Annotated in this window: 7 protein-coding genes and 1 tRNA gene; 3 read left to right on the forward strand and 5 right to left on the reverse strand. The window is 73.5% G+C overall.

Annotated elements, in window-relative coordinates:
* Positions 1 to 23 precede the first annotated feature (23 nt).
* Both cynR and AC5Y31_RS09085 read left to right on the forward strand, forming a co-directional pair.
* Positions 24 to 938: a transcriptional regulator CynR gene (gene cynR / locus AC5Y31_RS09080; RefSeq protein ID WP_499979701.1), complete on the forward strand. Its 915-nt coding sequence runs from the start codon at positions 24 to 26 to the stop codon at positions 936 to 938.
* A 101-nt stretch (positions 939 to 1,039) separates the two neighbouring features.
* Positions 1,040 to 1,468 (forward strand): hypothetical protein, encoded by a 429-nt coding sequence (locus tag AC5Y31_RS09085; RefSeq protein WP_499979703.1) that lies wholly within the window; start codon positions 1,040 to 1,042, stop codon positions 1,466 to 1,468.
* Between the two features lie 14 nt (positions 1,469 to 1,482).
* Here the strand turns inward: AC5Y31_RS09085 and AC5Y31_RS09090 are convergent.
* The 4 genes from AC5Y31_RS09090 to AC5Y31_RS09105 all read right to left on the reverse strand — a co-directional run bounded on the left by AC5Y31_RS09090 (position 1,483) and on the right by AC5Y31_RS09105 (position 6,710).
* Positions 1,483 to 1,569, reverse strand: a tRNA-Ser gene (locus tag AC5Y31_RS09090).
* An 18-nt stretch (positions 1,570 to 1,587) separates the two neighbouring features.
* Positions 1,588 to 4,023 (reverse strand): PGRS repeat-containing protein, encoded by a 2,436-nt coding sequence (locus tag AC5Y31_RS09095; RefSeq protein ID WP_499979704.1) that lies wholly within the window; start codon positions 4,021 to 4,023, stop codon positions 1,588 to 1,590.
* Positions 4,024 to 4,156: 133 nt separating this feature from the next.
* Positions 4,157 to 5,254, reverse strand: a complete 1,098-nt coding sequence (gene gjpA / locus AC5Y31_RS09100) for an outer membrane porin GjpA (protein ID WP_499979706.1) — start codon at positions 5,252 to 5,254, stop codon at positions 4,157 to 4,159.
* Positions 5,255 to 5,702: 448 nt separating this feature from the next.
* Positions 5,703 to 6,710: a MarR family transcriptional regulator gene (locus AC5Y31_RS09105; protein ID WP_082966381.1), complete on the reverse strand. Its 1,008-nt coding sequence runs from the start codon at positions 6,708 to 6,710 to the stop codon at positions 5,703 to 5,705.
* Positions 6,711 to 6,753: 43 nt separating this feature from the next.
* On the opposite strand from AC5Y31_RS09105, the gene AC5Y31_RS09110 reads away from it, so the two are divergent.
* Positions 6,754 to 7,722 carry an NAD(P)H-quinone oxidoreductase gene (locus AC5Y31_RS09110; protein WP_499979708.1) on the forward strand — a complete coding sequence of 323 codons (969 nt, stop codon included), beginning with the start codon at positions 6,754 to 6,756 and terminating at the stop codon, positions 7,720 to 7,722.
* 73 nt (positions 7,723 to 7,795) lie between these two features.
* Here AC5Y31_RS09110 and AC5Y31_RS09115 read toward each other — a convergent pair whose 3' ends face one another.
* Positions 7,796 to 15,928, reverse strand: coding sequence for a PE family protein (locus AC5Y31_RS09115; RefSeq protein WP_499979710.1), 8,133 nt, complete (start codon positions 15,926 to 15,928; stop codon positions 7,796 to 7,798).
* Positions 15,929 to 16,036 lie beyond the last annotated feature (108 nt).

Below are 16,036 nucleotides of genomic sequence, written 5' to 3' on the forward strand. Positions count from 1 at the left end.
TCGAAAATTCCTATAGTCGACCGATGGAGCTGCGGCACATCAAATACCTGCTGGCGGTCGCCGACCACCAGAATTTCACGCGGGCCGCCGAAGCTCTGCACGTCTCCCAACCGACACTGTCCCAACAGATCAAGCAACTCGAGCACACACTCGGGGTGGAACTGTTCGACCGGTCCGGTCGCACCGTCCGGCTCACGGACGCCGGTTCGGCCTACGTCCACCATGCCCGGCTGGCGCTGCGGGACCTGGAGGCCGCCGAGCGAGCCGTGCACGATGTGCGAGATCTCTCGCGCGGCAACCTGCGGATCGCGGTGACGCCCACCTTCACCGCGTACCTGATCGGACCGCTGGTCCAGCAATTCCGGACGTCCTATCCGGGCATCAGGGTGACGGTGGTGGAGACCAACCAGGACCGGATCGAGGCCGACCTGGTGGCCGACCGGCTCGACCTCGGGATCGGCTTCGCCGGCGGGCACGCGGCCGGTATCGAGGTCCGAACACTGTTCACCGAGACGCTGGGCCTGGTGGTGGGCTCGGGCCATCCGCTCGGGACGGCTAACCGGGTGCCGGTTGCTGAGCTGGCCGGCGAGCCGCTCGGCCTGCTCAGTTCGGACTTCGCCACCCGAGGGCATGTCGACTCCTATTTCACGAACTGTCGAGTGCCGCAGAACATTGCAGTCGAGGCGAACTCGGTCAGCGCGTTGTTGGAGCTGGTGAGCCGCGGCGTCGTCGCCACCGTGTTGCCGGATGCAATCACCAGTGAACGCCCGGACCTGCGCCCGGTCCCACTGGACCCGCCGCTGCCGACCCGCACCGTGCAACTGCTGCAGCGTTCCGGTATCTACCACTCGGCAGCGGCGCGCGCGTTCGGCGCGACCCTCAACGCAGTAGTGGCCGAGCGGCGGGGGCCGTCGGGAAAGTATTCGTTTTACCAATAGCTCCGCATGGTTCTACGTATTGGACAGTGCGCGCGCTGCCTCCCATGCTGAATGACATCTGAGTGAACGCTTCTCAAACACGCGGGGAAGGCTGGGGCGCCATGACGACTGCCCTGTATGACGACACCACCAGCGCGCCCGGGCTGGCGCAGCTGGGCCAGATGCTGCAGATCGACCGCGGCAGCAACGTGGCGGTGATCAACGCGCCGCCCGAATCGGGGCTGCGACTGTTGGCGATCAGTCGCGCCAACCCGTACGACGTCGAGGTTGTCATCGCGTTCGTGACCCGTCGGGTGGACGTGGCCTGGATACGGGCGGCTTACAGCGCGGCCCGCTCCGGCCGGACGGCCTGGGTCGTCTACCCCGAGCCGGGCAGGCCCGGTACCGATCTGCGCTGGGAGTGGTTCTTGGCAGCGCTACGCCAGTACGGCGTGCAGGCGGTGCAGCAGGTTCCGATCGACGGATCCTGGTCTGCGGTGCTGTTGCAGCGCAAGCGCAACGGCGAACCGGCGCCGGGTCTGGTGGGCTGAAACCGGCCGAACGGCGGTGGCGGAGGGATTTGAACCCCCGGACGGTTTTAGCCGTCTCTCGCTTTCAAGGCGAGTGCATTAGGCCGCTCTGCCACGCCACCGCGGGAAATCGTACCGGGTCAGCCGGGCTGCCCACTGCCGCCGTCGGTACCGGGCTGACCCGGCGGGGTGCCGGTGCCCGCCACGCCGCCGGCGCCGCCTACTCCGGCCGCCCCGGCTGCGCCGTGCGCCCCGTTGGTGCCGCCGGTGCTGGCGCCGCCCGCGCCGCCGGCCGCGCCGTTGCCGCCGGTGCCGCCGTCGCCGCCGTCCCCGCCGGGCAGGGTGTTGCCGTCGGAGTCGGTACCGCCGTTGCCGCCCCGGCTGCCGGCGCCGCCGGTGCCGCCCGCTCCGCCGGCACCGCCGTTCCCGCCGCTGCCGTCGACGGCGCTGCCGCCGGCGCCGCCTTGGCCTCCGTTCCCTGCGGTACCGCCGTCGTGGCCGTTGCCGCCGGGTGCGTGTGCGGGATTGGTTGCCGGCGCGCCCGTGTAGCCGGTTCCGCCGACGCCGCCGTTACCGCCATTGCCGGCGTCGACGCTGCCCTGGGCACTACCACCGGTCCCGCCGGACCCGCCGTCACCGCCGGCGCCGATGGTGCCGGTGCCGCCCATGCCGCCGTCGCCGCCGTTGCCGGCGTGGCCGGGGCCGGCACCGTAGGGGTTGTTGGCGGGCATCGTGACGCCGCCGCTGTTGCCGCCGGTGCCGCCGGCACCGCCGTCGCCCGCGGTGCCGCCTGACCCACTACCGCCGAGAAGGACCATGCCGGCGCCGCCACTGCCACCGGTGCCGCCATTGCCTCCCGATGCCGTGCCGCTTCCGCCGTTGCCGCCTACACCGCCCGCACCGGCATTGCCGCCGCCGTAGGCGGTGCCGCCGCTGCCGCCGCTGCCGCCGTTGCCACCCACACTGATGACACCCGGCCCGGTCGCCCCGGCACCGCCGTTGCCGCCGTTGCCGCCGGCCGCCGCATCGCCGGTGTAAGCGCCTCCGCCGGACGAGCCGCTACCGCCGTTACCGCCGTGGCTCCAGATGGTTCCGGTTCCGTCGTCCCACCCGGTGCTGTCGCCGCCGTTGCCGCCGCGGCCGCCGGCCCCGCCGGTGGCACCCGATCCGGCACCGAAGAAGCTGTCACCACCGTTACCGCCGGCATAGGTTCCGGCACCGCCGTCCCCGCTGTCGCCGCTGGCCCCACCGACCCCGGTTTGGCTGCTTCCGCCCATACCGCCACCGCCGCCGTCGCCGCCAATGGTCTTGACGGTGTTGTCGCCGGTAGCCCCATTGCCTCCGGCGCCACCGTTACCGCCCGCACCACCGGCACCGTCTTGGGATGGAGCGCCCCAACCGCCCCAACCGCCGCTGCCACCGGTGCCCGCGGTGGCATCTCCGCCGGCTCCGGCATTTCCGCCGGCGCCGCCGGTGTTGTTGCCGGCAGACTGGCCGCCGTTGCCGCCCCAGCCGCCGCCACCACCGTTGAGGCCGGCGCCGCCAGCACCGCCGTCACCGCCGTTGCCACCGATGTTGCCGTTGCCGGCGTACCCGCCGTCACTGCCGGCACCACCGTTGCCCAGGTAGTTGCCGTTGACGTCTTGGTAGGCGTCGCCGCCGTTACCGGCGTCGCCGCCGTCGCCGCCGTTTCCGAGCTGCCCGACGTGTCCATACATGGGGCTGGTGTAGATGGAGGATCCGCGCCCGCCGGCCGCACCGCCGGCTCCGCCGCCCCAGGACCAGGCCCCGTTTCCGCCGTCGACGTGATCGGCGGTGCCGGTGGCGCCGTCGCCACCTTTACCGCCGGCTCCGGCATTGCCGCCGTTGCCGCCGTTGCCGAACATGAATCCGCTGCGCCCGCCAGCGCCACCGTTGCCGCCGTAGCCGCCGGCTATGCCGTTGCCATCGCCGCCGTTGGCGAATGTGCCTGCGGCACCGGCCAGCCCATCCGCCCCGTTGCCGCCGACCCCGCCGTTGCCGAAGAACCACCCCGACGCGTTGCCGCCGGCCCCACCGTTGCCACCGACGACAGCCGGATCCAGGGCCTGGCCCCCGTTGCCGCCGGCCCCGCCGTTGCCCATCCAGAGGCCACCGGCTCCGCCGTCCCCGCCGTTGGCGCCCGCGCCGCCGTCGCCGCCGATCCCGCCGTCCCCGATCCAGCCCGCGGCATTGCCGCCGTTGCCGCCGACGATTCCGGCTCCGGTGCTGTCCCAACCGTTTCCGCCGTCGCCGAACCACAGGCCGCCGTTGCCGCCGTCGGGGTTGTCGGCGGTTCCGTCGGCGCCGTCTCCGATCAGGAACTGTCCGGCCGAGGTGTTGATCCAGCCGTTGACCATCGCCCCGAAGTCACTGTTGATCCAGTTCTCCATCGAGGTGTGCAGCGGCTCATACATCCACTGGTCAATCATGGTGGTCCAGTCAAGGGCGCCCACATCGGCCGGCCCGGCAGCCATCCACGCCGAAGAATCGAAAAGATCGGTGATCCAGTCGAATTCATCGGCTTGCGCCGGCGGTGCCACAGTCAGTGGGGCCACTCCGAACGCTAGGAATGCGCCCACCGCGCTGGCGGCGCCGATCGCCCGGGAGTGGCGACGACAGGGGGTGTGGTGACGACTCATACTAATGGCTGCCTCTCTAAGCAACTGGGGGACAGGGGTTTAGGGGAGATCAGAGGCCGAGCAGGTCGCCCAGCCAGCCGAACGTGTCGGTTGCTGAGGCACCCAGGCCGCCGTCGTCGAGAGCGTCGGTGGGCAACAGCGGCGGACCGGCGCCGGCTAACGGCGGGGTCACCACCACCGCGCCCTTGCCATCCCAGCCCGACCCCAACAACGCGCCGACGGTTTGGCCCCAGGCCTGCCACGCGGCGATCGGCCCGATGCCGGCACTGTTGAGATCGAGGGTGCCTATAACCGGCACGCCACTGAATTCGATTCCCACGCTTTGGAAGATCGACCCGCCGACCGCGGGCACCGACGCCGCGACCTCACCGCCGGGGCCAAGAACCTGGTACGGGCCCACCGCGACGGCACCCGGGGACAGCAGTCCACCGAAGGCGATGTCCAGGTGGTCCATGTTCATCCCGGCCGGAAAATATCCGGACTCGTTGATCATCGGCAACAACGCATCCAGATTCAGGGTGGCGCCGTTGAGGGTGGCCCCCCACATATTGGCCAGGGTGTCGCCGAAACTGTCGTGGTCGGTGATGCTGTTCATCAACGCGATCCACGGACTGATCATCGGCCCGATCATCCCCATGAAGACCGCGCTTGACGGGGAGCCCAGGTAGTCGATGATCGGCATGATCATCGACTTGTCCACATCGGCCGGGATATAACCCGCCACCTGACCGAACATCAGCTGATGGGTGCCATCCATCGTGTGGTTGAGCACCGTAGCGTGGGTTGCGTCGGTCTCGTTCTGCAGCGCCCAGCCCGAGATCACCGCGTTGAGATGCTTCTGAATCTCCTCGTTGACCGCATTGCTCGAACCCGACGGGTCGTTGGCCAACTGGTCCCAGTAGTCGAGCTGGTTGGCCCAGAACTGCTGCATGCCGACCGCGGGCGCCAGGTACCAGTTGTTCAACAGGCTGGTCATGTTGGCCGAGGCGGCATTGAGCACGTCATCCCACGCACTGGTCAACGCCACCGCCGGGGATTGGACGTCACGCAGCGCGGGCAGCGGCGCGGACAGCGGGCTAACCGCGACGAGACTGGCCCCAACCAGTGCCACACCAGCGGTGGCGTAGGGGCGAATGGTGGCGTGCAAGGGGAACTCCTCGGCAGGTGAATGTGGTGACACTCTGAACAGCGCTGAACGTAACTAAGCGGGGGCTGAGTGTCTCTAATCGAACGTTGTTATTCGCGAACACGTTTGGTGCGCGCTCGTCTGTACGCCCGGCCGGTCACGGCGAATGCCCACGTCAGCGGCGCAATTTGGGCAGCCGATTAAACGACGGGACCACGCGGAAACTACTTCAAGTGGTAACTACCCGCGGGTAACCGGTTCCGCTTGCCTCCCAAGCGAAGCCGCAGCCGAGGAAGCAGCAAATTGTGAGAACGGTTCTCGTAGAAATCATCGGGCCGCGCCGCCGGTGGCCTGGGCTGAATGGTGAATACCCTTGGCACACAGTGCTTATTATGTCCACGAGCGGGGCGGGCGACGGGGTAACTGACAGCCGCAGAGAGGCTTGCGCCGCCGCATTCCGGCGAACGGGTCAGGCCGGGCGCCCGGCCCCGGATTTCAGTGGCACACTGACTCGGCGGCACGCGTCGCCGAGTGCGATCGCCTGCGGGCGCGACATCGGATCCAAGTACAACCTGCGAATCTCCTTGGCGTAACAGGCAAGCGCAGGACCCAACCGTGCTCGCCCTGGCGCGGTGATCCCGGCGACCACACGACGCCGATCGCCCTGCCCCGGTCCTCGGCGCACCAGGTCGCCGGATTCCAGCCGGGCGACGTGCTGGGTGACGCCACTGGGCGTCAGCGCGAACGCCTCGCCCAACACGCTCATCGGCACGGCGCCCCCCGGCGACTTGGCGATTCGGTCCAGCAACAGCACATCGATCAACGCGAGCCGGTGGGCGGCCAGCAGGTGGTCATGCATCACCGGAAACAACGCCTCCGCCGATTCGAGGAACTCATGCCAACACCGCTTACCCGCATCGTCGACTCCCGGCATGTAACAACTCGGGGCCTCCGGAAAGGTCTGATCGGATGCGACGACGCCATGTTGGCCATCCGGGGCGCTCAGGGCTTGCCTGATGCGCCAACAGTTCTCCGCGATCGTATTCATCTGACGGGCCGACAGTGGACCGAGCAGGTGGGTCACCACACCTCGCGTGTAGCTGATTCGCGCCCGGTCGACCATGTCCCGGCCGTCATCGGTGACCACCGCGACCACCCCTCGCCGGTCCTGCGGGTCTCCTTCACGCTGCACCAGCCCGCGCGCCTCCAGGCGGTCGATCCGCTTGGTCATCTGGCGCCGGGTCGCCGCCAACGCGCCGGCCAGATCGCCCATCCGACCCGATCCGTCGGCGGACTTGGTCAAGATGTCCAGCACCCGCAGGTCGATCACCGACAACTGATGCTCCGCGTTGAGCAACCGGTTCAGCAGCGCATCGAAGCGCAGCACGGCGTCTAAGTAATGTTGCCAGGCTTGGTGTTCGGCGAGGTCCAAGCCGGGCAGGTCACTCCCGGTCCGGGGGCGATCGCGGCGCTGCACAGCGTCATGCTAAGCGATTCCGGCTGGTAGTAGCGTGTTCGGCATGCGTGCCATCGTCGCTGAATCCCCCGAGGTGTTGTGCTGGCAAGAGATCGACGACGTGCGGCCGGCCACCGGCGAGGTGCTGATCCGGGTCGCCGCGGCCGGGGTGAACCGAGCCGACCTGCTGCAGGCGGCGGGCAAGTATCCGCCGCCGCCGGGCGCCAGTGCGACGATCGGCCTGGAGGTCGCCGGCGAGGTCGCAGCGGTGGGCGACGGGGGGTCCGATTGGACTGTCGGACAACAGGTTTGCGCGTTGCTTTCCGGCGGCGGCTACGCCGAGTATGTTGCGGTGCCGGCCCCGCAGGTGCTGCCGATTCCGGACGGCGTGGACCTGGTGGACGCCGCCGGACTGCCGGAGGTGGCCTGCACGGTGTGGTCGAACCTGGTGCAGACGGCGGGACTGGCCGAGGGACAACAGTTGCTGGTGCACGGCGGCGCGAGCGGGGTGGGCAGCCACGCCATTCAGGTGGCCCACCAGCTCGGCGCGTGGGTGGCCGTCACCGCCGGATCAGAGGCCAAGCTGGCGTTCTGCCGCGAGCTGGGCGCCGACGTGACCATCAACTATCACGACGAGGACTTCGTCGCGCGGGTCCACGAGGCCGGGGGCGCCGACGTGATTCTGGACATCATGGGAGCGGTCTACCTGGACCGCAATATCGACGCGCTGGCCAACGACGGGCGCCTGATCGTCATCGGGATGCAGGGCGGGGTCAAAGGCGAACTGAACCTGGGCAAATTACTCGCCAAACGCGCCGGGGTGATCGCCACCGCGTTGCGCGGCCGGCCGGTGGAGGGCCCGCACGGCAAAGGCGCTGTGGTGGCCGCGGTGACCGACGAGGTGTGGCCGATGCTCGCCGACGGCCGGATCAAGCCGGTGATCGGTGCGCGACTGCCCATCGAGCAGGCCGCCGAGGCGCATCGGCTGCTGTCGTCGGGAGAGGTCGCCGGCAAGGTTGTGCTGACCGTCTAAGGGGTCTGTCGCCGTCGCGCACGAGGCCCGGCCCGACTGGTGTCGGACCGGGCCCTCGTACGTTCGGCGCAGATTACCCGTGCTCACCGGTTTCGCCGACGTGGCCGGGGCCACCGGGGACACCGGGCTTCGGGGTACCGCCGGTCGTCCCGTTGGTCGCGCCCGCGGCACCTCCGGTGCCGGCGCTGCCGCCGGCGCCGCCGTCGCCACCGCTGCCCGGCCCCTCGAGGCCCTCGCCACCGGTGCCACCAGTGCCACCGGTACCACCCTGACCACCAGTGCCGCCGGCGCCGGGCGCGCCCTTGCCCTGGCCGAAGATGCCGCCGTAACCCGAACCACCCGTGCCGCCCTTGCCGCCGACACCACCGGCGCCACCCTTGCCGCCGTCACCGGCCTCGCCGCCGGCGCCATGCTCACCGGCCTGGCCGTCACCGAGGGCAACACCGCCGGCGCCACCTTGACCGGCGGCGCCGCCGAGTCCGCCGTCGCCGCCCAGGCCGCCGGTGCCGCCGGTGCCGCCTTGGCGTCCGGGAAGGCCGAGGGAGCCGTTGGCACCGGTGCCACCTTGGCCACCGGTGCCACCGGTGCCACCCTTGCCGCCGTCGCCACCGAAACCGCCGAGCCCGCCCTTGCCGCCGTCACCGGAGATGGTGCCACCGGCACCACCGACACCGCCGACACCGCCTGCGCCGCCGGCGTAACCGGTGCCACCCTTGCCGCCCTGGGCGCCGGTGCCACCGGCCATGCCCTGGCCCTGGGGGTCCTTGGGCGCGTTGACGCCCGCGGCTCCGGTGGTGCCGGTCGTGGTGCTGTTGCCGCCGGCACCACCGTGGCCGGCGTTACCGCCGCTGCCACCAGTACCGTGCTGGCCGGCAGCACCGCCGTTCCCACCGTTGCCACCGGCCGCTCCGGCGCCGTTCGCGGCGTTGGTGCCGTTGGTGCCCGCGGCGCCGGTGCCGCCGTTACCGCCGGCTCCGCCGTTGCCGAACTCGCCGGTGGAGTTGCCGCCGACACCGCCGTGGCCGCCGGCCTGGGCAAGGCCGTTGCCCAGCGTCGCACCGTTGCCACCGTTGCCGCCGGTGCCACCAGCGGCGATCGCGCCGTCGGCACCGCTGACGCCACTATCGGCCTCGGTGACGCCGTCGCCTCCGACACCGCCGGCACCGGCCGCGCCGCCCGCACCCGCGGTGCTGCTGCTGTTGCCGCCGGCCCCGCCGCTGCCCGCAACGGCGTTGGTTCCGCCACCCGCGCCGTTGCCGCCGCGGCCGCCTACGCCGGCGTTACCGCCCGCGCCGCCGTCGCCACCCTGGCCGCCCGCACCGTCGGCGCCGTCGTTGCCAACGGTCGCCGCACCGCCGGCACCACCCTGACCGCCCGCACCGCCGGCACCGCCGTTACCGGCCGCGCCGGTGGCGTCACCGCCGTCACCGCCGTCGGCGCCGCTTCCGGCGGTGGCGTTGGTTCCCGCGGTGCCGTTGGCGGCGTTGCCGCCGGCCCCGCCAGCACCGCCGATACCGCCCTGGCCGCCAGCACCGCCGTCGCCGGAGATGGTGCCACCGGCACCACCGGCGCCACCGTTACCGCCGGCCGTACCGGCTCCGCCGTCGGTGCCGTCGTTGCCGCTGATGGCTCCGGCCAGGCCGTTGGCACCGGCCCCGCCGTCGCCGCCCGCGCCGCCGTTACCGATCGTCCCGGCCGCGCCGCCGGTACCGCCGTTACCGCCGATCTGGCCGAGCGCGGCATTCCCGCCGTCGCCGCCGTTGCCGCCGTTGCCGCCGAGCACCGAGCCGTCCTGACCGTCGGCGGCAGCAGTGCCGTCGCCGCCGGTACCGCCGGCACCACCGGTGCCCGCCGTACCCGCGATACCGCCGTGGCCGCCGTTACCACCGGCACCGGCGATCGCTTCGGCGCCACCGCCGGCACCCGCACCGCCGTTACCACCGTTGGCGCCATCACCGGTGTTACCACCGGCGCCGCCCTTGCCGCCGGCGCCGGCTGCGCCGGTGTTGCCGTTGGTGGCCGCACCGCCGGCCCCACCGCTACCGCCGTTACCACCGGCTCCGCCGTCACCATTGGTGCTGGTGGCGTCCCCACCGTTGCCACCGTTGTCGCCGCTGCCGACCGCTGCGTCGGCGCCCGTGGCGCCGTTGTCACCGGCACCGCCGTGGCCGCCGACTCCACCGGTACCGCCGATACCACCGACACCGCCGTTGCCCGAGGTGGTGCCACCGGCGCCACCGGCGCCGCCGCTGCCGCCGTTGCCGCCGGCCGTGCCGGCCGTGCCGTCGCCGTTGGCGTCGGTGCTGCCGTCGATACCAGCCGAGCCGGTACCGCCGTTACCACCGGCACCACCGGTACCGATGGCGCCGGCGCTACCACCCTGACCGCCGACACCACCGTCCTGCGCCGAGCCGTCCAGCAGCGTCAGACCGGTACCGCCGTTACCACCGGCACCACCGTCACCGCCGGCACCGTTGGTGCCGTCCTGGCCGGCGGCAGCTTGACCGCCCGTGCCGAGACCGCCGGCACCGCCGGCGCCACCGAGGTCACGGTCACCGCCGTCACCGCCGCTGCCGCCGTTGCCCGCGGTGGCATCGGTGCCGCCGCTGCCGCCGTGGCCGCCCGCACCACCGTTGCCGGCGTTGCCGGCGTTGCCGCCCTTACCGCCGACGCCACCGGCGCCATTGGTGGCCGTGCCACCCTGGCCACCGGCACCGCCGGCGGCCGCGTCGCCGCCGTTGCCGCCCTGGCCGCCGGAGCTTCCGCCGGCACCGGAGACGCCCTCGCCACCGTTGCCACCGCTGCCACCGGTACCACCGGCACCGCCTGCGCCGCCGGCACCCGAGGTGGTGCCACCGGCGCCACCGATACCACCGGCGCCACCGACTCCACCGTCGCCACCGAGGGTCCCGTTGCCGTCGAGCTCAGTGCTACCGGCCACGCCGTTGCCGCCGTTACCACCGGCACCGCCCACGCCGCCGGTGCCGATCGCGCCGGCCGCGCCACCGTTACCGCCGTAGCCACCGGCCTGGCCGGTCGACCCGTCGGCGAGCAGCGTGCCGTGACCGCCGGCACCACCGTTGCCGCCGTTACCGCCACCGCCGGCCGCTCCGGCCGCACCACTGGCCCGGTAGGTGACACCGTCACCGCTCAAGCCGCCCTTGCCGGCGGTACCCGCCGCGGCCCGGTCGCCGCCGGCGCCGCCGTTACCGCCGTGCCCCGCGGTGTCCTCGCTGCCGCCGCCGGCACCATTGCCGCCGCGGCCACCGTCACCTGCGGCACCCGCCGCACCGCCGTTACCGCCGATACCACCGCTGCCGTCGAGACCGGCGGTGCCGTTGGTCGCGCTACCGCCCTGACCGCCGTTGCCGCCGGCGCCGCCGTTGCCGCCTTGGCCGCCGTTGCCACCATCGGTGCCGTCGCCACCATCGCCACCGCTGCCGGCGGCGGCGTCGGCCCCCGCGAGACCTTGCACGCCGGCGCCACCGGCGCCACCGTTGCCGCCGGCACCACCGACACCGCCCTGACCGCCGTTGCCGGAGATCGAGCCGCCCTTACCGCCGTTGCCCGCGTTGCCACCGGCCGCGCCGTTGCCCCCGGTTCCGCCGTTGGCCAGGGCCGTCGACCCGGTCGCCCCGACAGCGCCGGCGCCGCCGTTACCGCCGGCGCCACCGTTGCCGACCGGTCCGGCGTCACCGCCGTGGCCGCCCGCGCCACCGGCCTGCGCGGTGCCGTCGGCGAGCAGCACACCGGTGCCGCCCTTACCGCCGGCGCCACCATTGCCGCCGATCGCCGAGGTACCGGCGTTGCCGCTGGCCGCCTGGGTGGTGTGCCCCGCGTTCCAGCCGCCGGTACCCGCGGTGCCCGCCGTGCCGCGGACACCGCCGTCGCCACCATTGCCGCCGGAACCGGCGACCGCACCGGTACCGCCGCCGGTGCCGTCGGCACCGCGTCCGCCGTTGCCGGCGTTACCGGCGTTGCCGGCGTTTCCGCCGTGGCCGCCGGATCCGTCCACCCCGGCGCTGCCGTTGCTGGCGATACCACCGGCGCCACCGTCGCCACCGACGCCGCCGTTGCCGCCGATACCACCGTTGCCGCCGTCAGTGCCGTCGGCACCGGATGCCCCAGTGCCGGGTGTGACCGGGGCAGCGGTGCCATCGGCACCGTGGCCGGCGTTGCCACCCGCACCACCGACGCCGCCCTGGCCACCCGCACCGCCGTTGCCGGCAGTCGTGCCGCCCGCACCACCGACACCGCCCGCACCGCCGGCGCCGCCGTGGGTCCCGTTGGTGCCATTGCCATCGGTGTCGGTGATCCCGGCGATGCCGGCCGCACCTGCGCCACCGTTGCCGCCGCCACCACCGGCGCCCACCGAAGCGGCATCACCGCCGTGACCGCCGGCGCCACCGCCCTGGCCGGTGTCAGTGCCGCTGATCAGGCCTACACCCGCGCCACCATTGCCACCGGCACCACCGTCGCTGCCGATACCGGCCACGCCGTCGCTGCCGTCGGCACCGTCGGCATCCACCCCGGATCCGCCCGTGCCCGCGACGCCTGCCGCGGCGCCGTCGGCGCCATTTCCGCCCAGGCCGCCGGCTCCTGCGTTGGCGCCGCCGCCACCACCGAGGCCCGCACCGCCGTCACCTGCCGCACCGGCGTTGCCACCGTCACCGGCGTTACCGCCGATACCGCCGGTGCCGGCCACGGCGTCACCACCCTGGCCACCGACACCACCCTGGCCGCCGGCCCCGGCGTCGCCGCCGTTGCCGCCCGCAGTGTCGGCCACCGTCGCGTCCGCGCCGGTGCCACCGGCACCACCATTGCCACCCTTACCTGCGTTACCACCGGCGCCACCGTTACCGGACGTGGTGCCACCGGAACCACCGGTTCCACCGTTGCCGCCGAGCCCACCGACAGCGCCGGCGGTCCCGTTGCCGTCACCGCCGGTGATGCCGTCGACGGTCGCACCGACGCCACCGGCACCACCCGTACCGCCGTTACCGACCGTGGACGCGTTGCCGCCGAGGCCGCCATGGCCACCGCCCTGGCCGACGTTGCCGCCGGCGATCAGACCTTCGCCGGCGCCGCCCTGGCCGCCGACACCACCGTCGCTGGCGATGCCGTCCTGGCCGGCACTGCCGTCGGCGCCGGTTGTGGTGCCCGCTCCGCCGGCCCCGACGGTGCCTGTCAGACCACCCTCGGCACCGGTGCCGCCGTTACCACCGGCACCGGCGTTCTCGGCGCCGCCGCCACCAAGTCCCTTACCGCCGGCGCCCGCGACGCCGCCGTTGCCGCCGTTACCCGAGTTTCCGCCCGCACCGCCGGTGCCGTCGGTGGCGGCACCGCCCTGGCCACCGTTACCACCGTTACCGCCGGCCCCGGCGTTCCCGCCGTTGCCGCCCGCGGTGTCGGCGACCGTCGCGTCTGCGCCGGCTCCGCCGGCACCGCCCTGGCCACCGATACCGCCGACGCCGCCCGCACCGCCGTCACCGGAGGTACTGCCGCCGGCACCACCCTGGCCGCCGTCGCCACCGACACCACCGGCGAAGCCGTCGGTGCCATTGCCGTCGATATCGGTGCTGCCGTCCACGGTCGCGCCGGTGCCGCCGGTACCGCCGACGCCGCCGTTGCCGATCGCACCCGCGTTGCCGCCCTGGCCACCGGTGCCACCGCCCTGGCCGGTGCTGGATCCGCCGATCAAGCCGTAGCCGTCGCCGCCGCGACCGCCGTCGGCGCCGTCCGCGTTCGCACCCGCGGCGCCGTCCGCGCCATCGACGCCTTGTTCGGCCCCAAGGCCACCGGCTCCGGCGTTGCCCGCCGCGCCGCCGACGGCGCCGTCGCCGCCGTTGCCGCCGCTACCGGCGTTGGCGGCACCGCCGCCACCGATGCCCTGACCGCCGTCCGCAGCGGTACCGGCGTTGCCGCCGTTGCCCGCTGCGCCACCGGTACCGCCGGTCCCGTTGGCCGCTGCGCCACCCACGCCGCCGCTACCGCCCGCGCCGCCGGTACCCGCGCCACCGCCGTTACCGCCGGAGCCGTCGAGCGCGGCGTCGGTGGCATCGAGTGCTGCCCCACCGTTGCCACCGGCACCACCCTGACCACCGGCCCCGCCAGCGCCACCATTGCCCGAGTTCGAGCCACCGAGGCCACCCGCGCCCCCGTCGCCGCCGATCGCACCGTTTCCACCGGTGGTGCCGTTGGGGCCGACGGTGATCCCGTCGGCCGCTGCAGCGCCGCTACCACCAGCACCACCGACGCCGCCGTCGCCGTCGGTACCGGCCGCGCCACCGGCGCCACCGTTTCCACCGGCCTGGGCCACGTTGCCGGTGAGCAACTCGCCGTCGCCACCGCGGCCACCGGCGCCACCGTTGCCGCCGCCGCCTTCTGCGCCGTTCGCGCCCTGGTCGGCCTGAGCACTGTTGTCTGCGTTCCAGCCACCGGCACCACCGGCACCGGCCGAGCCGCGGTTGCCGCCGGCGCCACCCTGTGCACCGGATCCGGCCGTGGCGTTGCTGCCGCCACCCGCACCATCACCGCCGCGACCGCCGTTACCGGCATCACCGGCCGCACCACCGGTACCACCTGTGCCACCGTCACCGTCAGCGCCGGCGTTGCCCGCCGTGGCGGTGCCACCGGCACCACCCTGACCGCCGACACCACCGGCACCACCGCTGCCGCTGTCGCCACCGCCGATACCGACGGTCCCGTCGCCGCCGCTGCCGGCCGCCGCGTCGACACCCTCCTGGCCGTCGAGGCCGTGGCCGCCGGCGCCGCCGGTGCCACCTACGCCGCCCGTACCACCGGCGCCACCGTTGCCCGAGGTCGTACCGCCGGCGCCACCGGTGCCACCCGCACCGCCGGCGCCACCCGCACCACCGTCGGAGCCGTTGCCGCTGATGTTCGTGGTTCCGGCCTGACCGGTCGCGCCTTGGCCACCGATGCCACCGGCACCACCGTCACCGATCGCTCCGGCGTCACCGCCGTTACCGCCCTGGCCGCCGGCCTGGACCGTGCCGTCGCCAAGAAGCAGGCCGCTGCCACCGTTACCGCCGTTGCCGCCGTTGCCGCCGGTACCGTCGGCTCCCGCAGCACCCGAGGCCGCATGCGTCGACCCGCCGCTGGAGCCGCCGGCGCCACCGGCGCCACCGGTGCCGACCGCACCGCCGGCGCCACCGTTACCGCCGCTACCGGCCGCTGCCCCGGTACCGCCACCGGCGCCATCACCACCATTACCGCCGACGCCTGTTGCGCCGGCCGCGCCACCGTCGCCACCGATACCACCGATGCCGTGGGCGCCTGCGGTGCCGTGCGCCGAGGTGCCGCCGGCGCCGCCAGCACCACCAGCGCCACCGATACCACCGTTGCCGGCGGTGCTGGTCGCGTCACCGCCATCGCCACCGTTGTCGCCGCTGCCGGCTGCCGCGTTCACACCCGCGGTGCCGTCCGCACCGGCGCCACCGACACCACCGGTGCCGCCACGGCCGCCTGCGCCACCGGCGCCACCGTTACCGGCGTCCGAACCGCCGGCACCACCGGCGCCACCGACACCACCGGTACCGCCGGTGCCACCGGTTGTCCCGTTACCGGAGGCAATGGTGTTTCCGGCCACGCCGACCGCGCCGTCACCACCGGCGCCACCGGCGCCACCGTTGCCCAGGTTGCCGGCATCGCCACCGCGGCCACCGGCACCACCGGCACCACCGATGACGGTGGCGTCGGCGCCGTCGCCGCCCTGGCCGCCGTTACCGCCCTCGGTCGCCGCCGCGCCCGCGGCGCCAGAGGTGCCCGGGGTTGAACCCGCACCACCGGCACCGGCCGTGCCCGCGTCACCGCCGCGGCCCCCGGCACCGCCATCGATGTGGGCGCCATCGCCGTCGGCACCGGCGCCACCGTTGCCGCCCTGGCCGGCACCACCACCGTTGCCGCCGTGACCACCGGCTCCCGCGGCACCCGAGGAGCCCATCAGGCCACCGGAACCGCCGGCGCCGCCGTGTCCGGCCGCACCACCGGCACCACCGTTGCCGCCGTCGCCGGCGGCACCGCCGTCGGCGCCCGGAGCGGTGGCGTCGATGCCGTCGCCGCCGTCACCACCGGCACCACCATTGGCGCCCTGACCACCAGCACCACCCTGGCCGCCGGAGCCGATCAGCCACGAACCCTTACCGCCGGCACCACCATTGCCGCCATTCCCACCAGCGGCACCCACACCACCATCAACACCGGCCAAGCCCACGGCGCCGGCCGCACCCACGGCACCATCGCCGCCCAGGCCACCGTTGCCACCCACCCCGTACATAAAGCCGATACCGGCACC

The organism is Mycobacterium sp. NGS18 (assembly GCF_059813185.1).

Excerpts from the sequence above, each read along its gene's own strand:
- AC5Y31_RS09085 (WP_499979703.1), top strand. The coding sequence starts at position 1,040 with ATGACGACTGCCCTGTATGACGACACCACCAGCGCGCCCGGGCTGGCG.
- cynR (WP_499979701.1), top strand. The coding sequence starts at position 24 with ATGGAGCTGCGGCACATCAAATACCTGCTGGCGGTCGCCGACCACCAG.
- AC5Y31_RS09110 (WP_499979708.1), top strand. The coding sequence starts at position 6,754 with ATGCGTGCCATCGTCGCTGAATCCCCCGAGGTGTTGTGCTGGCAAGAG.